Origin of the sequence: Sphaerotilus sp., from assembly GCF_034519685.1 — a bacterium.
Lineage (GTDB): Bacteria > Pseudomonadota > Gammaproteobacteria > Burkholderiales > Burkholderiaceae_C > Sphaerotilus.
Map to the genome: position 1 here is coordinate 2,296,259 of NZ_JAXHOF010000006.1, position 18,634 is coordinate 2,314,892.

At 71.4% G+C, this 18,634-nt stretch carries 15 protein-coding genes; 6 read left to right on the forward strand and 9 right to left on the reverse strand.

Features of this window, described 5'->3' with window-relative positions:
- Positions 1-103: 103 nt before the first annotated feature.
- Positions 104-1,960 carry an FAD-dependent 5-carboxymethylaminomethyl-2-thiouridine(34) oxidoreductase MnmC1 gene (mnmC1, locus tag U5O44_RS21385; protein WP_322590391.1) on the reverse strand — a complete coding sequence of 619 codons (1,857 nt, stop codon included), beginning with the start codon at positions 1,958-1,960 and terminating at the stop codon, positions 104-106.
- Positions 1,961-2,561: 601 nt separating this feature from the next.
- Here mnmC1 and U5O44_RS21390 point away from each other — a divergent pair.
- Positions 2,562-3,965 (forward strand): FAD-dependent monooxygenase, encoded by a 1,404-nt coding sequence (locus U5O44_RS21390; protein ID WP_322590392.1) that lies wholly within the window; start codon positions 2,562-2,564, stop codon positions 3,963-3,965.
- Between the two features lie 10 nt (positions 3,966-3,975).
- Here the strand turns inward: U5O44_RS21390 and U5O44_RS21395 are convergent, their stop codons facing one another.
- From U5O44_RS21395 to U5O44_RS21415, 5 genes are read right to left on the reverse strand one after another with little or no spacing between them, the layout of a single operon-like run.
- Positions 3,976-4,746 carry an SDR family oxidoreductase gene (locus tag U5O44_RS21395; RefSeq protein WP_322590393.1) on the reverse strand — a complete coding sequence of 257 codons (771 nt, stop codon included), beginning with the start codon at positions 4,744-4,746 and terminating at the stop codon, positions 3,976-3,978.
- Positions 4,743-5,225, reverse strand: coding sequence for a hydrogenase maturation protease (locus U5O44_RS21400; RefSeq protein WP_322590394.1), 483 nt, complete (start codon positions 5,223-5,225; stop codon positions 4,743-4,745). The genes U5O44_RS21395 and U5O44_RS21400 overlap by 4 nt, the downstream gene beginning before the upstream one ends.
- On the reverse strand, positions 5,225-6,763 hold the full coding sequence (locus U5O44_RS21405; protein ID WP_322590395.1) for a Ni/Fe hydrogenase subunit alpha: 1,539 nt from the start codon (positions 6,761-6,763) through the stop codon (positions 5,225-5,227). Before U5O44_RS21405 ends, U5O44_RS21400 begins: the two co-directional genes overlap by 1 nt.
- 15 nt (positions 6,764-6,778) lie before the next feature.
- Complete coding sequence (locus U5O44_RS21410; RefSeq protein WP_322590396.1) at positions 6,779-8,077, reverse strand: NADH-quinone oxidoreductase subunit B family protein; 1,299 nt, start codon at positions 8,075-8,077, stop codon at positions 6,779-6,781.
- On the reverse strand, positions 8,074-9,948 hold the full coding sequence (locus U5O44_RS21415; protein WP_322590397.1) for an NAD(P)H-dependent oxidoreductase subunit E: 1,875 nt from the start codon (positions 9,946-9,948) through the stop codon (positions 8,074-8,076). The genes U5O44_RS21410 and U5O44_RS21415 overlap by 4 nt, the downstream gene beginning before the upstream one ends.
- A 166-nt stretch (positions 9,949-10,114) precedes the next feature.
- On the opposite strand from U5O44_RS21415, the gene U5O44_RS21420 reads away from it, so the two are divergent.
- Both U5O44_RS21420 and fghA read left to right on the forward strand, forming a co-directional pair.
- Complete coding sequence (locus tag U5O44_RS21420) at positions 10,115-11,233, forward strand: S-(hydroxymethyl)glutathione dehydrogenase/class III alcohol dehydrogenase (RefSeq protein ID WP_322590398.1); 1,119 nt, start codon at positions 10,115-10,117, stop codon at positions 11,231-11,233.
- A 2-nt stretch (positions 11,234-11,235) separates the two neighbouring features.
- The gene (gene fghA, locus U5O44_RS21425) at positions 11,236-12,111 is read left to right on the forward strand and encodes an S-formylglutathione hydrolase (RefSeq protein WP_322590399.1); all 876 of its coding nucleotides are present in this window, start codon (positions 11,236-11,238) and stop codon (positions 12,109-12,111) included.
- Positions 12,112-12,120: 9 nt separating this feature from the next.
- Here fghA and U5O44_RS21430 read toward each other — a convergent pair whose 3' ends face one another.
- Together U5O44_RS21430 and U5O44_RS21435 are read right to left on the reverse strand one after the other, a co-directional pair.
- Positions 12,121-14,637 (reverse strand): putative bifunctional diguanylate cyclase/phosphodiesterase, encoded by a 2,517-nt coding sequence (locus tag U5O44_RS21430; protein ID WP_322590400.1) that lies wholly within the window; start codon positions 14,635-14,637, stop codon positions 12,121-12,123.
- The gene (locus U5O44_RS21435) at positions 14,634-15,563 is read right to left on the reverse strand and encodes a hydroxymethylglutaryl-CoA lyase (RefSeq protein ID WP_322590401.1); all 930 of its coding nucleotides are present in this window, start codon (positions 15,561-15,563) and stop codon (positions 14,634-14,636) included. Before U5O44_RS21435 ends, U5O44_RS21430 begins: the two co-directional genes overlap by 4 nt.
- A 32-nt stretch (positions 15,564-15,595) precedes the next feature.
- Between U5O44_RS21435 and U5O44_RS21440 the strand changes: the two genes are divergently transcribed.
- The gene (locus U5O44_RS21440) at positions 15,596-16,090 is read left to right on the forward strand and encodes a CreA family protein (RefSeq protein ID WP_322590402.1); all 495 of its coding nucleotides are present in this window, start codon (positions 15,596-15,598) and stop codon (positions 16,088-16,090) included.
- On the opposite strand, the gene U5O44_RS21445 is transcribed toward U5O44_RS21440, so the two are convergent.
- Positions 16,050-17,015: a LysR family transcriptional regulator gene (locus tag U5O44_RS21445; RefSeq protein ID WP_322590403.1), complete on the reverse strand. Its 966-nt coding sequence runs from the start codon at positions 17,013-17,015 to the stop codon at positions 16,050-16,052. The two genes, U5O44_RS21440 and U5O44_RS21445, sit on opposite strands and share 41 nt — an antisense overlap.
- Positions 17,016-17,116: 101 nt before the next feature.
- On the opposite strand from U5O44_RS21445, the gene U5O44_RS21450 reads away from it, so the two are divergent.
- Positions 17,117-17,716: an FMN-dependent NADH-azoreductase gene (locus tag U5O44_RS21450; protein WP_322590404.1), complete on the forward strand. Its 600-nt coding sequence runs from the start codon at positions 17,117-17,119 to the stop codon at positions 17,714-17,716.
- A 43-nt stretch (positions 17,717-17,759) separates the two neighbouring features.
- A complete protein-coding gene (locus U5O44_RS21455) occupies positions 17,760-18,632 on the forward strand; it encodes a pirin family protein (protein ID WP_322590405.1) in 873 nt (290 codons plus the stop codon).
- Positions 18,633-18,634 lie beyond the last annotated feature (2 nt).

The window sequence follows — 18,634 nt, forward strand, 5'->3', positions numbered from 1 at the left end:
TACGCGCCCGGTTTCGCGGCATCGATTTCCATTCGATGGGGTAGTTGGTCCTGAAGACTCCATTGCTTGACAAGGCGGCTCCTCACCCGGGGTCGCCTTTTTTTTAGCGCCCCGCGTCCAGCGCATCGCGCAGCGCGGCGTCCACCGGAAACGGCGCCCCGGTGACCCACGCGGCCAGCACCTGTGCCCCGAGCGCGGCACTGGTGAGGCCGCGTGAACCCAGGCCGGTGAACAGGTAGAGCCCGTGGCCTTCGCCATGGCAGCGGGGCAGGTGGCGCAGCCCGTCCAGTCGCCGCCGTCCGCTCTGGCGTGCGGCGTCGCAGGCAGCGCGGTCGATCGGCGGGCCGATCAGCGGCAGCCGGTCCGGCGTGGTGGCGCGCCAGCCGACCCGGCCGGTGACGTTCAACGCATCTCCCTCCGCCTCCGCCAGCGTCGTCCGGCACAGGCCAAGCCGGGCTGCGCGCTCCAGATTGCGCCGATGGTCGGACAGACGCACGGCTGCGTCGAGGTCACCGGGCTGGCTCGTCGCCCCGGTCAGCACCCGGCCATCCGGCAGCGTCAGGCCGTAACCCTGACCCGACAACGCCGCGCGCGGTGGACGCAGCCCCGGCGTGTTGGCGGCCAGCAGCGTGGTCTGGCCGCGCACGGCCTGCATCCCGGTCGCCGTGCCGAGCGGGTTCAGCAGGTGATCGGCGGCATTGGCATTGGCCAGCACGACGACGGGCGCCTCGGCCAGCACCCGCCCGTCGCGGTCCAGCGCCTGCCAGCCGCCCGCCTCATCGCGGTGCAGCGCCGCGACCGCGGTGTCACCCTGAAACCGAGCCAGCCCAGCCGACACCGCCTGCGCCAGCAGCCAGCGCGACCAGTCGCCCGGCGACAGCCAGCCCGCTTGCGCGTAGAACCAGCCGCCCATGGCCACGGGCAGGCCCGTGCGCGCCCGCGCCCCGTCGGCCGAGAGCCAGCGCACATAGTCGTCGGGCAAGCCGACCCGCGCCAGTTGCTCGGCCGCCTGCGCGGCGTCCAGGCGGTGCTCCAGCCGCACGAAGCCGCGCAGGTCGCCCGCCACCGCGCCCGAGGCGATCGCCGGTCGCGCCAGCCGCGCCGTGAGCTTTGAAGCGGCGCGGAACCAGCGGGCGTGCAGGCTGTCGGGGGCGTTGAAGGTGCCGTGCATCAGGCCGCCGGGGTTGCCGGAGGTTTCCTGCGCCGGGGCGGGCTGGCGGTCGAGCACGGTCGTCGCCCAGCCTTGCCGGGCCAGCGCCCAGGCCGCCGCGCACCCGGCCAGTCCGGCGCCGATGACCAGCGCCTCGCGTGGTCCCCGGTGCGGCGGGCGGAACGCGGCGGGTGGCGGCAGGGTGAAACGCGGGGCGAAGCGGGCTGAACCCCCACCCCAACCCTCCCCCGCTGGGGGAGGGAGCAAGACCAGACGGCCCGGGGTTTTCTCTCCTCCCCCCAGCGGGGGGCGGTCGGGAGGGGGGCCTTCGCGGTCAGCCGACACCACGAACCCGTGGCGGGCGAGTGCCTCCCGCACGACCGCCGCCGTGGCGGTCGCCTGGGTGATGACCAGCCTCGCCTCCGGCGCGGCCAAGCGGTTCAGGCGGCGCAGCAGGTCCGGCGTCAGCGCACACCGCGCGTCGAGCACGAAGGTGTCCACCTGCGCCTGCAGCGGGCGCAGCGCCGATTCCACGTCATCCCCCTGGCTGTCCAGCCGCATCCACTGCACCCGCCCGCCTTCGGCATCGGTGCTGTCCGGCCCGTCCAGCGCCAGCACGATCAGGCGCTCGCTGCGTTGCGCGTCGCCGCGCCAGGTGGCCCGCAGCGCGTCGAACCGGGCGGGGGCGCCGAGGCCAAGGTCCAGCACGACATGGCGCTCGCGGCCTCGCCAGCGCGCGGGCAGGTCGGCGTGGGCGAGGAAGTCGAGCGGCGAGGGGGCGGGCGAAGGTGAGGGGTCGGGGGTGGACATGCGCGAGGACAGCGTTCCGGGCGGGCGATTGTGCGCGACCGAGCGCCGATGCCGGTCCGCGAGAATGCTGAAAACAATGCCACCTGTGCGCGGGAGAAATGATCTTGAACCACCAAGCCCTGTCGTCCTTCCTCTGGTCGGTCGCCGACCTGCTGCGAGGGGACTACAAACCATCGAGGACGACGACGTGCTCACGCCCGGCAACGCCGTGGTGCGCACGGTCTATGACCCGACGGCGGGGACCGGCGGCATGTTGTCGGTGGCGGGCGAGTACCTGCTGGAGCACAACCCGCAGGCGCGGCTGACGATGTTCGGGCAGGAGCTGAACGACGATGGCCACGGCGGGCGCCGAACAAGAAGCCGCCGGACCGCCGGGGGTTCGTGCAGCTCATCGACGCGGGCAGCTTCTGGCAGAAGATGCGCAAGAGCCTGGGAGCGCCCTGCGCATCAACTTCGACTGTCCCCTGTTGACAGGACACCTCAGTCGAGCATGAGCGTTGACGCTGCACAAACCCTCGCGCAGCGGGGCGCAGCACCATCCTCGCATCTCCACCCATCCCCGCCGAGCGTCCGACCCCGGTCGCTGCTGCACCCCCACTCCGTGTCTGCCGCTACCCCTTCCGACCCCGCCGCTTCCTCCGCCCCCGACTGCGTCGACGTGCTGATCGCTGGCGCCGGCCCGACCGGCCTGTCCACCGCGCTGGCGCTGGCGCCGCTGGGCTTGCGCGTGCGGCTGGTCGATCCGCAGGACGCCGCGACGCTGGCCGATCCCCCGCCGGACGGGCGTGAACTTGCGCTGACCCACCGCACCGAGGCGCTGCTGCGCGACTGGGGCGTCTGGGAGCGCTTGCCGGACGCGGCCCGTGCGCCGCTGCTCGCCGCCGCGGTCAGCACGGGCGGGCAGGCCGCGTCGCTGCACCTCGACGCTTCGCATGCCCGCGCCCCGCGGCCATTCCCGTTCCCGCTGCCGCCGCTGCCGCCGCTGCCGCCATTGCCGCCATTCCCGCGCCTGCCCGTGCCGCCGATCCTGCGCGACCTGATCGGCCCGGGCGCGCCAGGTGCGGCCAGCGCCGAGCGGCTCGGCACGCTGGTGTCGCAGAACGCGCTGCGCCGCGCGCTGTGGCAGCGCTGCGCCGAGTTCCCCGGGCACATCACGGTGAGCGACCGCACCCGCCTGGAAGACTTCCGCCGCGACGCGGACGGCGTGACCGTGCAGCTTGTCGGCCCCGATGGTCCGCAGCAGGTCCGCGCCGCGCTGCTGGTGGCCGCCGATGGCCGGCTGTCCGGCGCGCGCCGCATGGCCGGGCTGGTGGCCGACCTGCACGACTTCGGCCGCAGCGCCATCGTCGGCCGCCTGCGCCACACCCGGCCGCACGGCGCCGTGGCCCGCGAAGCCTTCCACCTCGGCCACACGCTGGCGGTGCTGCCGCTGGTCGATGCGCCCGACGACGGCACTGGCCAGCCGCGGCACCAGTCGTCGTTCGTCGTCACCGCGCCGAGCGAACTCGCGCGGCAGTGGATGGCGCAGCCGATCGAGGACTACGCCCGCACGGTGGCCGGCTGGCTCGGCGGACAGCTCGGTGACCTCGTCCCCGCGCCAGGCGACGCCTCGCGCCGCCACCTCTACCCGCTGGTGGCGACCTGGGCGCCGCGGCTGGTCAGCGACCGGGTGGCGCTGGTCGGCGACGCGGCGGTCGGCATGCACCCGGTCACCGCGCACGGCTTCAACCTCGGCCTCTACAGCGCCGAGACGCTCGCCCGCCAGATCCAGGCGCGGGCGCAGGGCGGCGTGGTCCCGGACCCGGCCGACCCCGTCGCGCTGGCCGCCTACGACCGCGAGCACCGCGACACCGCCCGCTGGATCTTCCACGGCACCAACGCCATCGTGCGCCTGTTCACCGACGACCGCCCCGTGGCACGGCGTGTGCGGCAGGCCACGCTGCACCTCGCCGAGCGCCTGCCGCCGGTCAAGGCGCTGATCGTGCGGCAGCTCGTGGATGCCTGAGGCGACGCGGTCAGCGCCCGCCAGACACGTCCACCACCGTCCCGGTGATGTACGAGGCCTCCGCCGACAGCAGCCACAGCACCGCCCGCGCCACCTCGTCCGGGTGCCCGCCCCGGCGCATTGGCACACCGGCCTTGAGCCGCTCGACCCGCCCCGGCTCGCCCGCGCTGGCGTGGATCTCGGTCTCGATCAGTCCCGGCGCGACCGCGTTGACGCGGATGCCTTCGTCGGCGACTTCGCGTGACAGGCCAATGGTGAAGCTGTCGATGGCGCCCTTGGACGCCGCGTAATCGACGAACTCGCCCGGTGCGCCCAGTCGCGCGGCGCGTGACGACAGGTTGACGATCGCGCCCCCGGTGCCGCCACGCGCCGTGGACATGCGCCGCACCGCTTCCCGGGCGCAGAGAAAACTGCCGACGATGTTGGTGTCGAACACGCGCCGCAGCCGCTCGGCGCCCATGTCGGCCACGCGCATCTGGGTTTCCAGCATGCCGGCGTTGTTGACCAGCCCGGTGAGGGGGCCGAGTTCGGCGGCCACCCGCTCGAACAGCCGCAGCACGTCGGCCTCGACCGCCACATCGGCCTGCACCGCCAGCGCCCGGCCGCCGTCGGCGCGGATCTCGGCGACCAGCGCTTCGGCCAGGTCGCCGCGGTGGCGGTAGCTGATGCAGACCGCGTGGCCTTGCTGCGCGGCCAGTCGGGCGACCGAGGCGCCGATGCCGCGGCTGCCGCCGGTGATGAGGAGGACGGGCGACGATGGGATGGGGGTGTCGGGGTTCATCCGTGCAGTATCCCGGCAGACACGTCCCGGCACCACTGCCGCGCCCGCTCCACCGCCTCGACCAGCCGAGCCTCGGCCCCGGCGGTCAAGGCTTCCCCGAGTTCAAACCGATCCCCAGCCACGCTCAGCAGCCACACCGGCGGCACCGCCTGCGGCGTTCCGGCGTGCAGATCCAGGCACAGTTGCAGCAACGCCGCCGGGCTGAGCGCGTGGCTGGTCCAGCTCGCGTCCCGGCCCGGCTGCAGCCGCTTCAGTTGGACGCCGGGTGCGTGCTCCGCCCGGGCCGCGTCGACGATCAGCACGCCCGGCCGCCCGACGAGGTCCAGCGCGTGCTCGGGCTGCAACTGGAACACTGGCAGGCAGTCGACCGCCGTGTCCGGCCGTGTCTCCAGCATCTCCAGCGCTTCCAGCACGCAGTGACCGAGTGCATCGTCCCCGCGGCTCGGGTTGCCGATCCCGATCACCAGCGCGGGCCGCATCACCGGTTGGCCGCCGGCGCGGCCCGCTCGATGCGCCCGTCGCCGTGGCGCAGCAGCCGGTCGCGCCGCTGGCCGTCCGCCGCCTGCAGATCGACCTCCAGCGGCATCTGACCCAGCGCGTGCGTGGCGCAGGACAGGCAGGGGTCGTAGGCGCGGATCGCCACCTCGATGCGGTTCAACAGGCCCTCGGTCAGCGTGCGCCCGTCGAAATACTCGGCCGCGACCGCGCGCACCGCCTCGTTCATCGCCTGGTTGTTGTGCGTGGTCGAGACGATCAGGTTGCACTGCGTGATCAGGTCGTCTGCGCCGATGCGGTAGTGGTGGATCAGCGTGCCGCGCGGCGCCTCGAGGATGCCGACGCCTTCGCGGTCAGGTGTGCCCGGCTCGACCCGCGGCAGCGGGACGGCGAGCGGGCCGGTGCGCAGCGCTTCGTCGTCGGTCAGCCGCTGCAGCAGGTCGGCGACGACTTCGAGCGCATGCAGCATCTCGACCATCCGCGCCCAGTGGGTGGCCAGCACCGCATGCACGACCTGTCCCGACCAGCGCGCCAGGAACGCCTGGCGCCGCAGTTCAGCGCGCGGCGTCGTCAGCCGGTCCGCGTTCTGCACCCGCGCCAGCGGCCCGACCCTGTACCAGCCGGCCTCGGCCCCGAGCGAGCGCAGGTGCGGGAACTTCATGTACGTCCACGGCCGCACCTCCTCGGCGATCACGTCCAGGTAGCGCCCGACTGGCACCTGGTCGAGCATCCCCCCACCGTGCGCGTCCCGCCAGCGCAGCGCGCCGTCGTAGAGGTCGAGCGCGCCATCCGGTGCCACCAGCGACAGCATCGCGGCCGGCACCTCGCCGAAGTGGTCGTACAGCGCCGGGTCGCTTTCGTGCAGGCGCTGCACCAGATCGACCGCGCCCTCCGCCCAGGCCAGCATCTGCGGCACTTCGGCCAGCAGCGCGGCGCGTTCGGCGCGCTCCGGCCGACGGTTCATGCCGCCGGGGATGGCGCCGGTGCCGTGGATGCGCTTGCCTGCGGTCAGCTCGATCACCTGCTGGCCGAAGCGGCGCAGCAGCACGCCCTGGCGTGCGATGTCCGGGTGTGCCTTGGCGACGGCCAGGATGTTCCGGCGCGTCGGCTCCGCGTCGAAGCCGAACAGCAGGTCGGGCGACGACAGGTGGAAGAAATGCAGCGCGTGCGACTGCATCACCTGCGCGTGGTGCATCAACCGGCGCAGCAGCTCCGCCAGCGGCGGCGCGCGCAGGCCGAGCGCGGCGTCGATCGCCTTGCACGCGGCCAGGTGGTGCGACACCGGGCAGATGCCGCACAGGCGCTGCACCATCACCGGCACCTCCCAGTACGGCCGGCCTTCGATGAAACGCTCGAAGCCGCGGAACTCGACGATGTGCAGGCGGGCTTGCTGCACGCGGTCGTGTGCGTCGAGCAGCAGCGTGACCTTGCCGTGGCCTTCGACGCGGCTGACCGGGTCGATGACCACGCGGCGCAGGCCTTCGGGGTGGGGGGCAGTTTCCAGGCTCGGGGTCAGGCGCATGGGGCGGGTCTCGGTTCAGTCGTAGCGCAGTTCGGCGCGGGCCAGTTGCGGCGGGCGGCCGTCGAGCAGCGCGGTGAGCAAGGCCCAGATCGCGTCCGCGGTCGGCGGACAGCCGGGCAGGACATGGTCGATGCGCACCACCTCGTGCAGCGGGCGCACCTGTGCCAGCAGCAGCGGCAGCTCGGGGTCATCCGGGATCCGTGCGCCCGGCGACAGCCCCGGACCGGTGAGGTAGACGCTGCGCAGCACGTCCTGCACGTCCAGCGCGTTGCGCTGCGCCGGCAGGCCGCCGTTCACCGCGCAGGCGCCCACGGCCACCAGCACCTTGCAGCGCGCCCGGAACTCGCGCAGCACCTCGACGTTCTCGCTGTTGCACAGCCCGCCTTCGATCAGGCCGATGTCGCAGTCGCCGAGGTCGCCGACCTGCTTCAGGTCGGTCAGCGGCGAGCGGTCGAGTTCGATCACGTCCACCAGCGCGAGCAGCCGCTCGTCGATGTCCAGCAGCGACATGTGGCAGCCGAAGCAGCCGGCGAGCGAGACGGTGGCGATGCGGGGTTTGCGCGGTGGCGGTGGCGGTGCGTCGGGCAGAGCGGCTGGCACAGGGGCGGGTTGCGGCGGTGGGGCGACGGCTTCGGGCGCCACGTCGTGAGGCCGCTGCCCGATCGGGATGCTGAAGCCGACGCGCTTGGGCATCAGCGCGCCGACCGGGCAGATGCGCGCGGCCAGATCGTCCCGCCGCAGCGTGCTCCCGCCGAGCAGGCCGTCGGGCGAGTTCACGACCAGGTGCGCGCCGATGCCGTGGCCGCCGATCTCGAACACGCCCTTGCCGTCGACCTCGTGGCTGGCGCGCACGCACAGGCCGCACAGGATGCAGCGGTTGCGGTCGAGCAGCACCTCCGGGTGGCTCGCATCGACCTCGCGTGACGGGTAGAACTCTTCCCAGTGCGGGCCGAGCATGCCGGCGTCGTAGGCGGTGCCCTGCAGGTGGCACGAACCGCTTCTCTCGCACGACGGGCAGAAGTGGTTGCCTTCGACGAACAGCATCTGCAGCATCGAGCGCCGGCGCGCCTGCAGGTCCGGCACCTCGCTCTCGACGACCTGACCCGCGGCGGCCCGGGTCGCGCAGGCGGCGTTCATGCGGCCATCGACCCGCACGACGCACAGCCGGCATGAGGCGTGGGCGCCAAGCCCCTCGTGCCAGCACAGGTGGGGAATGGCGCGGCCGGCGCGCACGGATGCCTGCATCAGCGTGTCGCCGTCTTCGTAGGGCAGCTCGACACCGTCGAGCAGGACGCTGCGGGAAATGGTGGTCATGGCTGGTGGTCCTCGCGGGGGTGCGCCAGAGGGTGCTGCGTCAGGTGGGCATGGGCATCGTCGCGGCCGGAGGCCTGGCGGGCGGGGGCGAGTTCGGCGTCCAGATCGAAGGCCGGGCCGAACGCATGGCCCTGCACGCGCCGTTCATATGCCGGCCGGAAGCGCAGCAGCGTGTCGCGCAGCGGGTTGGTGGCGGTGGCGCCCAGGCCGCAGTGCGTGGCGCCGTGCAGCAGCGCCTCCAGCTCGGCCAGCTCGTCCGTGTCCGGCACCGCGCCGCGCCCGGCGGCCAGCTTGTCCATGCGCCGCCGCACCAGCTCGGTCCCGACCCGGCACGGCGTACACAGGCCGCAGCTCTCGTGTGCAAAGAACTGCGAGTACCCGCGCGCCACGTCGAACATGTCGCGGCGGTCGTCGAACACCGTGAACGCGCCCGCGGTCGGCACGTCCTCGAAGCCGAGGCGGCGGTCGAATTCGTGCGGCGCGAGACACACGCCCGACGGGCCACCGACCTGCACCGCCTGCGTGCGCTCGGCGCCGCAGGCTTGCAGCACCTCGCGCACTGTCACGCCGAACGCAAACTCGTAGACGCCGGGTCGGGCGCAGTCGCCGGCGACCGAGTGCAGCTTGGTGCCGCTCGATTCGGCCGTGCCCAGGTTCGCCCACCACGCGCCGCCGTGCACGACGATGTGCGCGATGGCCACGAAGGTCTCGACGTTGTTGACCACGGTGGGCTGGTGCAGGTAGCCGGACTCGACCGGGAAGGGCGGACGGATGCGGGGCGTGCCGCGCTGGCCTTCGAGCGATTCGAGCAGCGCCGATTCCTCGCCGCAGACGTAGGCCCCGGCGCCGAGGTGGATGGCGATGTCGAACGCTGGCCCGCCCAGCGCCGCCAGCCCCGGCCCGAGCAGCCCGGCCGCGCGGCGCTGCGCCAGCCGCGCCTCCAGATCGTCGAGCAGCACGCGGTACTCGCCCCGCAGGTAAATGAAGCCCAGCCCGGCGCCGAGCGTCACCGCCGCGGCGGTCATCCCGTCGAACACGGCCTCGGCCTGGGTCATCAGCAGCGCGCGGTCCTTGAACGTGCCGGGTTCGCCCTCGTCGGCGTTGCAGACGACCACGCGGGTGCCGCCGGTCGGCACGGCGGCGGCGCGGGCGAGGCGCCATTTGGTCGCCGTCGAAAATCCCGCTCCACCGCGGCCACGCAACCGGGACGCGGCTACTTCAGCCAGCACACCCTCCGCACCACGCGCCAGCGCCGCCCGCACTGCGCGGCCCGGCTCATCTGGCGTCGCCTCGTCGAGCAGCACGCCGCGCCGCTGGATGTTCACATCCAGCCGGAACCACTCGGCCGGCCACTGCGCCAGCGGCACGTCCCGGCGGACCAGATCGGCCAGCGCCACCACCCTTGCTGCGTCCATGCGCGTGATGACGGCATGGTGGTTGACGAGCAGCGCCGGCCCCTGGTCCGGCCAGCCGGTGCAGGAGGCGAAGCCCACCGACACCCGGCCGTCCTCGCTGACACGGCCCGGCTCCAGCCGCAGCAGCCGGCAGAGTTCGTGCGCCAGATCTCGGCTGCCGAGCATTCGGTCGCTGACGGCATCGCTCCACAGCAGGTGCCAGCGGCCGACCGGCTTCAGGTGGAAGAAGCGGTAGAACCCGGCCACCGCCTCGACATGCGCCAGCGTGCAGCCCAGCCCTGCCGCGATGGCCGCGAGCACCGGGCGGGGCAGCCAACAGATCTCGGCCTGCACCTCGCGCAGGATCTGCACCAGTTGTTCAGGGCGGGATCGGTGGCGGTCGAGCGCCTGGCGGACCACCTGCAGGTCGTCGGAACTGGCGGCGGGCGAAGAGGGGGGCGGCGGAGCAGGGTGCATCGGCCCATTGTCCCGGCCTGCGTGCGCAGGGGTGTGACACGCGGTGTCCTCTGCGATCGGAGGTTGAGGCAGGTCAACTCCGGAGCCTGAACGCGCTGCCGGGGCGCGCGCAGCGGCGGTATGGGGCTTTACCATGAAGCCTCTACATCACGACGAGTCCCACAGCATGAAAACCCGCGCCGCCGTCGCCTGGCAAGCAGGCCAGCCCCTCACCATCGAAACCGTGGACCTCGAAGGGCCGAAGTTCGGCGAAGTGCTCGTCGAGATCAAGGCCACCGGCATCTGCCACACCGACTACTACACACTCTCGGGCGCCGACCCGGAAGGGCTGTTCCCCGCGATCCTCGGCCATGAAGGCGCGGGCGTCGTCGTCGATGTCGGCCCCGGCATCACCTCGCTGCGCAAGGACGACCACGTCATCCCGCTCTACACGCCCGAGTGCCGCCAGTGCAAGTTCTGCCTGAGCCGCAAGACCAACCTGTGCCAGCTCATCCGCGGCACGCAGGGCAAGGGCCTGATGCCGGACGCCACCAGCCGCTTCTCGCTGGGCGGCAAGCCCATCCTGCACTACATGGGCACCTCCACCTTCAGCAACTACATCGTCGTTCCGGAGATCGCGCTGGCCAAGATCCGCCCGGACGCGCCCTTCGACAAGGTCTGCTACATCGGCTGCGGCGTCACGACCGGCGTCGGCGCGGTGCTCTTCACGGCCAAGGTCGAGGCGGGCGCGAACGTCGTCGTCTTCGGGCTGGGTGGCATCGGGCTGAACGTGATCCAGGGCGCCAAGATGGTCGGCGCCGACAAGATCATCGGCGTGGACCTGAACCCGGCGCGTGAGGCGATGGCGCGCAAGTTCGGCATGACGCATTTCCTGAACCCGAAGGACATCGAGGCGGCCGGTGGCAACCTGGTGGACGCCATCGTGCAGCTCACCGACGGCGGCGCCGACTACAGCTTCGAGTGCATCGGCAACACCAAGGTGATGCGCCAGGCGTTGGAGTGCACACACAAGGGCTGGGGCCGCAGCATCATCATCGGCGTGGCCGAGGCGGGCGCCGAGATCTCGACCCGGCCGTTCCAGCTCGTCACCGGGCGCAAGTGGGAAGGCTCGGCCTTCGGCGGCGCGCGGGGCCGCACGGACGTGCCGAAGATCGTCGACTGGTACATGGACGGCAAGCTCAACATCGACGACCTGATCACCCACAAGCTGAAGCTGGAGGACATCAACCGCGGCTTCGAGCTGATGAAGAGCGGCGAGTCGATCCGCTCGGTGGTGGAGTTCTGAGCATGAGCGCCGAGACGACCTTCGAGCGACTGGAACTCGTCAGCGAGCACGGCTGTTTTGGCGGCGTGCAGCGGTTCTACAAGCACTTTTCCCGCGAGATCGGCCTGCCGATGCGCTTCGCGGTGTTCCTGCCGGCGCAGGCGGTCGCGGGGGAAGCCGTGCCGCTGCTTACCTTCCTGGCGGGGCTGACCTGCACGGAAGAGACCTTCACGATGAAGGCGGGGGCACAGCGCGCCGCGGCAGCCCACGGGCTGGCGCTGCTGATGCCCGACACCAGCCCGCGTGGTGCAGGCATCGTCGGCGAGGACCACAACTGGGACTTCGGTGTCGGCGCCGGCTTCTACCTCGACGCGACCCACGCACCTTGGGCGGGCCACTGGCGCATGGAGAGCTACCTGCTGCGCGAGCTGATCCCGGCGGTGGCAGCGCAGTTCGGGCTGGATGGCACGCGGCTGGGCATCTCCGGGCACTCGATGGGCGGGCACGGCGCGCTGACGCTGGCGCTGCGGCATCCCGGCCGGTTCGCCAGCGTGTCGGCGTTCGCGCCGATCTGCGCGCCGTCGCAATGCCCGTGGGGCCACAAGGCGTTCACTGGCTACTTCGGTCAGGACGAATCCGTCTGGGGCGACCACGACGCGAGCGTGCTGATGGCGCGGCAGGAGGGCGCGCCGTACCCGGACGGCATCCTGATCGACCAGGGGCTGGCGGACAAGTTCCTCGCCGAGCAGTTGCACCCGGAGGCGTTCGATGCGGCGTGTGCGGCGGTCGGGCAGCCGCTGACGCTGCGGCGGCATGCGGGCTACGACCACGGCTACTACTTCATCGCCAGCATGGTCGATGACCATGTGGCGCACCACGCGCGGGCACTGGGCCGCTGACGCAGGGATTCAGGCCGCGGCTGGCAACTGCTGAAAGCCCTTGCGCCACCGGTCTAGCGCCGCCGCCGCCAGCGGCTGCGTGTAGTGGTAGCCCTGCGCCTCGTCGCAGCCGAGGTGCGCCAGCCGCTGCGCGGTCTCGGCGTTCTCGACGCCTTCGGCCGTGGTGCGCAGGTTCAGGTGGCGCGCCATCTGCAGGATCGCGCGCACGATGGCCTGGTCTTCCGTGCCGTGGCCAAGGCGCCGGATGAAGGAACGGTCGATCTTGAGCCGGTCGAAACCGAAGCGGTGCAGGTAGGCGAGGTTGGAGTAGCCGGTGCCGAAGTCGTCGATAGACAGGCTCACGCCGAGTGCCTTGAGCTGCTGCACGGTGTGCAGCGCCACCGCCTCCTTGCCCATCAGCACGGTCTCGGTCACCTCCAGCTCCAGACAATGCGCGGGCAGTTCGCTGGCCGCGAGTGCGTCGGTCACGTTCTGCACCAGCGTGCCTGAGCGGAACTGCAGCGCCGAGACGTTGACCGCCACCTTCAGCCCGTGCAGGCCGTCCCGGTGCCAGTCCGCCGCCTGTCGGCAGGCTTCGTGGAGCACCCAGGCGCCGATCGGTGCGATGAGCCCGCTTTCCTCGGCCACCGGGATGAACTCGCCCGGCTGGTTCAGCGCCTGTCCCGGCCGGTTCCAGCGCACCAGCGCCTCGACGCCGACCAGCGCGCCATCCTCCAGCCGGATCTGCGGCTGGTAGTACAGCTCGAACTCCCGCTGCTCCAGCGCCAGGTGCAGCGCGGTGCGCGTGTTGACGTAGGCGGTCAGGCGGGCGTTCATGTCCGGGCTGAACAGGCGGTGCTGGTTCGCACCCCCGCGCTTGCACTCGAACAGCGCCGTGTCGGCGTGGCGCATCAGGGATTCGGCGTCGGCCGCGTGCTCGGGGAACACTGCCGCGCCGACCGACGACGAGATGAAGAGGTGCACGCCTTCGATGTCGAAGGGCTGGGCGAACTGCGCCAGCACCGCCTCGCAGCGCGCGATCACCTGGGCGTGCGAGGTGACTCCCGGCAGCACCGCCATGAATTCGTCGCCGGACAGGCGGCAGGCGGTGTCGCCCGGGCCCAGGCAGGCCTGGAGCCGCTGGGCCACCGCGCGCAGCAGGGCGTCGCCCGCCGCGTGGCCGTAGGTGTCGTTGACATGCTTGAACCGGTCGAGGTCGAGGCAGAGCAGCCCGACGCCCTCCGAGGGCTTGGCCGTCGCCCGCTGGATCGCCTGCTCCAGCACCTGGCGGCCCCGCACCCGGTTGGGCAACTGCGTCAGGGCGTCGTGCAGGGCGAGGTGTTCATGGAGCTGGCGATCGGTCGCTGCGGCCATGGCGCGCACGCGGGTGTAGATGACCAGGATGCCCAGCAAGGTGAGGCCTGCGAACCGCATCGAGTGGCCGTACCGAATCATCAGCACCGACACCAGCAGGTTCAGCCAGCACAGCAGGAAGGCCCACCGCAGGGCCCGTGCACCTGGCAACTGGGGCAGCGGGGTGTGCCAGGCCACGACGGGCCAGACCAGGGCGATGGCCAGTCCCAGCACCGTGACGGCGGCCCGGGGCAGCACGCTGTGCTCGACGATCAGGGTCGCGCCGGCCGCCAGCAAGGCCAGTACATTGAGACCACCGAGCACCCAGGCCCATACGCCATCACGGCCGATGTTCAGCAGGGTCCGCGATGCCAGGGTGGAAAAGCAGAAGCTCAGCGCCCCCGCGACCACGAACGCCGGGACCAGGTCGTCCGCGATGCCCGGCCAGACCGAGGGCAGCAGCAGTCCCTGGAAGCTGGCCTGGAAGAACTGGACAGACCCCAGCCAGCCCGCCAGCAGCCGATTGACGGGATCCTTGGTCCACAGCAGCAGGCCGACCATCAGCAGGCAGACGGTGAGCCAGATCGCTTCGCGCACCAGCGTCCAGCGCGTCGCATCGCTGTACGCCTCCGGCACCCAGGCCTCGACCGTGGCGGTCGGTATGGTCACGTCCTGTGTGCGGACCACCAGGCGCAGCGAGCCGCCTGGCGGCACCGTCACCGCGAACGCGGGCTCGACGGCCCGGGTGATGCGGTCGGGTCGGGCCGCCACGGGTGAGTCCGGTTCGAACACCTCCAGCGTCACCTCCCGGATGCGCCGCGGCTTGACCACGATCCAGCGCGTCAGCGGCTCGGCGCTGCTGTTGCGGACCACTCCGGTCAGCCAGACGGTGGCGGGCCTCCACGCCGAGTTGCGGTTGCGGTCGGTGGCCGCCAGCCAGCCGGGCTGGTGCAGGACATCCGCAGCCCCGGTGTCGTCGTTCTCGTGGAGCTGCTTGAGCACCTGCATGGAGGTCACCAGCAGCACGGGCTCCATGCCCGTGGTGGCGAGGTCGACGGGTGGCGTGGTGGGCGGTGTGGCGGGCGTTGTAGCGGGTGCGGCTGCAGCGGCGGACAGGCCCAGGCCCATGCCGGCCAGCAGCAGCCCGCACCAGAGCCAGCGCAACAGCGCCTCGGCGACGGTGGTGGGGCTCATGGGCGGCACAGGGGCGTCATGCCGTACAGCGGCTCATCCGGCAGCCCCGCTTGCAGCGCTGCCCGCGCGGCGATCAGCCGCCCGTGGTCCACCCCGGTGGCCACGCCCATCGCCTCGAACATGGACACCAGATCCTCGGTCACCACATTCCCCGACGCCCCCGGCGCGTAGGGACAGCCGCCCAGCCCGCCGAGCGACGCATCGAAGGTCCGCACGCCCACGTCCCACGCGGCCAGGCAGTTCGCCAGTCCAAGGCCGCGCGTGTTGTGCAGGTGTGCCGAGCCGGTCCTGTCGCCGATGGCCACGCGGACCCGCTGGAACAGCCGCCGCACCTGCACCGGGTTCGCCATGCCGGTGGTGTCCGACAGGCCGATCTCGTCCACGCCCGCCTGGGCGAGCTGCTCGGCGAGCCAGACCACCTCGTCTTCCGGCACGGCACCCTGGAGCGTGCAGCCGAACGCGGTGGACATGCCGACCTCGACCGGCACGCCCGGCGCGGTGGCGTCCCGCAGCGCGACGACCTCGCGCACCACCGCGACCATCTCGGTCCGGCTGCGGCGCACATTGGCCAGTGAATGCGCCTCGCTGGCTGAAACGGGGATCGTCAGCTTGTGGACCCCGGCCTCCAGTGCCGCCGCCGCCCCGCGCAGGTTGGGCACCAGCGCCATCACGGTCCAGCCCGGCAGGGTGATGGCATGGCGCACCACCTCGGCCACATCGGCCATCTGTGGCAGCGTGCGCGCGGGCACGAACGAGCCGACCTCGACCTCGCGCAGACCGCTGGCGTGCAGCGCGTCCATCCAGGCCAGCTTGTGAGCGGTGGACATCACGGCCTGCACGCTCTGCAGTCCGTCACGGGGGCCGACCTCGCTGATGAGGACGGTCTGTGCGGCGGGCGGGGGCGGGGATTCGGGCAGGGTGTGCATGGCGTCACGATTTTCGTTCATCATCTCGCCCCATGAAGAATCTCCTGCGCATTTCCTCCCTCGTCCGTGGTGTCCTGTCCGGGCTGGTGCTGACCGCCTCGGTCGTTTTGCCGGTTCAGGCCGAAACGCTCGGCGAAGTCAGCACCGTCTTCAAGCTGATCGGCCCGAACCACAAGATCGTCATCGAGGCCTACGACGATCCGATGGTCGAGGGTGTCACCTGCTTCGTCTCGCGTGCCAAGACCGGCGGCATCACGGGTGCAGTCGGGCTGGCCACCGACAAGTCGGATGCTTCGATCGCCTGCCGCCAGGTCGGCGAGATCCGCATCAAGGCGCCACTGCCCCAGCAGGACGATGTCTTCAGCGAGCGGCTGTCGATCCTGTTCAAGCGCCTGCGCATCGTGCGCGTGGTCGATGCGAAGCGGCAGTCGCTGGTCTACATGACCTACTCGGAGAAACTGCTCGACGGTTCGCCCAAGAACAGCATCACCGCGGTGCCGGTGGGCAAGCCGATTCCGGTGAAGTGACGGGCCACGCGGCGGGGGAGTTCCCCAGCGCGCACAGCAGCATGTCCAGAAACGCCCGCGTCTTCGCCGGCATCAGCCGCCGGCCCGGAAACACCGCCCACGCCGTCGGGCTCGGCAGGCACCACGCGGGCAGCACCCGCCGCAGCCGGCCGCTGCGCACGTCAGCCTGGGCGAAGTAGTCGGGCACTGCGGCGATGCCGGCCCCTGCACGGGCCAGCCGGATCAGCAACTCGGGTGAGTTCGCGCCGACCCGGCCGGGGGGCACACCTTGCCAGCGCTGCGTGTCGCACATCAGCGTCCACGGGGCCGGCTCGCCGTTGCTGCCGAGGCTGCGCACTGCGTCGTGTCGGGCCAGATCGGTCGGCACCATCGGCTCACCCCGTTCCGCGAGGTAGCCCGGTGCGGCGTACAGCCCGGACGGAAACACCTGTAGCCGGCGTGCCGCCAGCAGGTTGTCGTCGGGCAGATCGCCGATGCGGACCGCCAGGTCGAACCCCTCGCCCAGCAAGTCCACACGCCGTGGCGAGAGGTCCATCTCCAGCGAGATCGCCGGGTGCATGGCGACGAACGCTGCCAGCGCATCGACCAGCAGCAGATTGGCGAAGTCGCTTGGCATCGACACGCGCAGCCGGCCGCTGGGCTCGGCCTGTCGGTGCGCACGCAGCGCGGTGACGGCGGCCACCTCGCTCGCCACCTGGCGGGCGTGTTCGAGCAGTTGCTTGCCGAACTCGGTGAGCGTCTGTCGGCGCGTCGTGCGCAGCAGCAGGCGTTCGCCGACCTGTTGTTCGAGTTCCGCCAGCCGGCGCGAGACCGTCGACTTCGGCAGATGCAGCTGTTCCGCCGCGCGGCTGAAGCTGCCCAGCTCCGCCACGCGGGCGAAGATGAGCAGGTCGTTCGGGTCGATCGATTGTTCGGATTGTTCCATGGGCAGAACAATGATATCCATTCGGAGGGATTCCAGCGCTGATTGGTGATGTCTACAGTGCAGTCATCCCTTCCACCTCTGCAAACGCCCAGGACATCGCCATGCACATCCTCCAGATCAATGCCAGTGCCCGCCGCGACGGCGCCAACTCCACCCGCCTGGCCAACCAGATCGCTGCCCGCCTGCAGGCCGCCAACCCCGGCGCCACGCTGACGCTGCGCGACCTGGCCGTGACCCCGCATCCGCTGCTCGACGAAGCCGCCCTCGGCGCGCTGTTCACCCCGGCCGACGCCCGCAGCCCCGAGCAGGCCGCCCGCGTTGCGCTCGACGATGCGCTGATTGCCGAGATCCAGGCCCATGACACCCTCGTGCTGGGCGTGCCGATGTACAACTTCGGCGTGCCGGTGCAGCTCAAGAGCTGGATCGACGCGATCGCCCGTGCCGGCGTCACCTTCCGCTACACCGCCAGCGGCCCGGAAGGCCTGCTCAAGGGCAAGACGGTGTATGTCGCACTGGCCCGCGGCGGTCTCTACCGCGATACTCCGAACGACTCGCAGGTGCCCTACCTGAAGAGCGTGCTGGGCTTCCTGGGTCTGACCGACGTGCGGTTCATCTATGCCGAAGGGTTGGCAATGGGCCCCGAAGCCGCCGCCAAGGGCTTTGCGCAAGCCGAGGACGATCTGAACGCCGCACTGGCCTGAGCGGCGCACCGCTGACCACGGTCAGCCTTCCAAGGAGACGACCATGACCGACACGACCACCCCCGCCACGATCCGCCACCCGCGCCGCGTGGAGCGGCTGGTCACCGGCATGGCCACCTCCGACGGTGCGGGCGTCAAGCTGACCCGCGTGCTGACGCAGCCGCTGCAGCGCCGGCTCGACCCCTTCCTGATGCTCGACGCCTTCGGCAGCGACCAGCCGGACGACTACATCGCGGGCTTCCCCGACCATCCGCACCGCGGCTTCGAGACGGTGACCTACATGATCGCCGGCTGCATGCGCCACCGCGACAGTGCCGGGCACGAGGGGCTGTTGGAGAACGGCGGCGTGCAGTGGATGACCGCCGGCCGCGGCGTCATCCACTCGGAGATCCCGCAGCAGGAACATGGGCGGATGGAAGGCTTCCAGCTCTGGCTGAACCTGCCGGGTCGCGACAAGATGAACGCGCCGTGGTACCGCGACTTCAAGGCGGACGAGCTGCCGAAGTTCGTGACGTCCGACGGCGTGGCCGTGACGGTGATCGCCGGCGAGAGCCACGGCGTGACCGGTGCGGTGACGCGGGACGCTACGGCGCCGCTCTACCTCGACCTGCACCTGGCCGCCGGTTCGCGCTTCGTGCAGCCGCTGCCGGCCAGCCGCAATGCGTTTGTCTATGTCTACCGCGGCGCGGTGACGATCAACGGGCAGGTGGTGCCGGTGCAGCGCATGGCCCTGCTCGCCAACGAGGCGGACACCGATGGCGTGGTCATCGAAACCGATGCCGAGGCGCGTGTGCTGCTGATCGCGGGCGAGCCGCTGAAGGAGCCGATCGTGCAGTACGGGCCGTTCGTGATGAACAGCCAGCAGGAGATCTACCAGGCGCTGAGCGATTTCCGGGATGGGCGGCTGGGGGAATGACG

What these genes read in the sequence shown, in the direction of transcription:
- mnmC1 (WP_322590391.1), bottom strand. Translation starts at nt 1,960, where the DNA reads ATGTCCACCCCCGACCCCTCACCTTCGCCCGCCCCCTCGCCGCTCGAC.
- U5O44_RS21395 (WP_322590393.1), bottom strand. Translation starts at nt 4,746, where the DNA reads ATGAACCCCGACACCCCCATCCCATCGTCGCCCGTCCTCCTCATCACC.
- U5O44_RS21400 (WP_322590394.1), bottom strand. Translation starts at nt 5,225, where the DNA reads ATGCGGCCCGCGCTGGTGATCGGGATCGGCAACCCGAGCCGCGGGGAC.
- U5O44_RS21405 (WP_322590395.1), bottom strand. Translation starts at nt 6,763, where the DNA reads ATGCGCCTGACCCCGAGCCTGGAAACTGCCCCCCACCCCGAAGGCCTG.
- U5O44_RS21410 (WP_322590396.1), bottom strand. Translation starts at nt 8,077, where the DNA reads ATGACCACCATTTCCCGCAGCGTCCTGCTCGACGGTGTCGAGCTGCCC.
- U5O44_RS21415 (WP_322590397.1), bottom strand. Translation starts at nt 9,948, where the DNA reads ATGCACCCTGCTCCGCCGCCCCCCTCTTCGCCCGCCGCCAGTTCCGAC.
- U5O44_RS21420 (WP_322590398.1), top strand. Translation starts at nt 10,115, where the DNA reads ATGAAAACCCGCGCCGCCGTCGCCTGGCAAGCAGGCCAGCCCCTCACC.
- fghA (WP_322590399.1), top strand. Translation starts at nt 11,236, where the DNA reads ATGAGCGCCGAGACGACCTTCGAGCGACTGGAACTCGTCAGCGAGCAC.
- U5O44_RS21430 (WP_322590400.1), bottom strand. Translation starts at nt 14,637, where the DNA reads ATGAGCCCCACCACCGTCGCCGAGGCGCTGTTGCGCTGGCTCTGGTGC.
- U5O44_RS21435 (WP_322590401.1), bottom strand. Translation starts at nt 15,563, where the DNA reads ATGCACACCCTGCCCGAATCCCCGCCCCCGCCCGCCGCACAGACCGTC.
- U5O44_RS21440 (WP_322590402.1), top strand. Translation starts at nt 15,596, where the DNA reads ATGAAGAATCTCCTGCGCATTTCCTCCCTCGTCCGTGGTGTCCTGTCC.
- U5O44_RS21445 (WP_322590403.1), bottom strand. Translation starts at nt 17,015, where the DNA reads ATGGAACAATCCGAACAATCGATCGACCCGAACGACCTGCTCATCTTC.
- U5O44_RS21450 (WP_322590404.1), top strand. Translation starts at nt 17,117, where the DNA reads ATGCACATCCTCCAGATCAATGCCAGTGCCCGCCGCGACGGCGCCAAC.
- U5O44_RS21455 (WP_322590405.1), top strand. Translation starts at nt 17,760, where the DNA reads ATGACCGACACGACCACCCCCGCCACGATCCGCCACCCGCGCCGCGTG.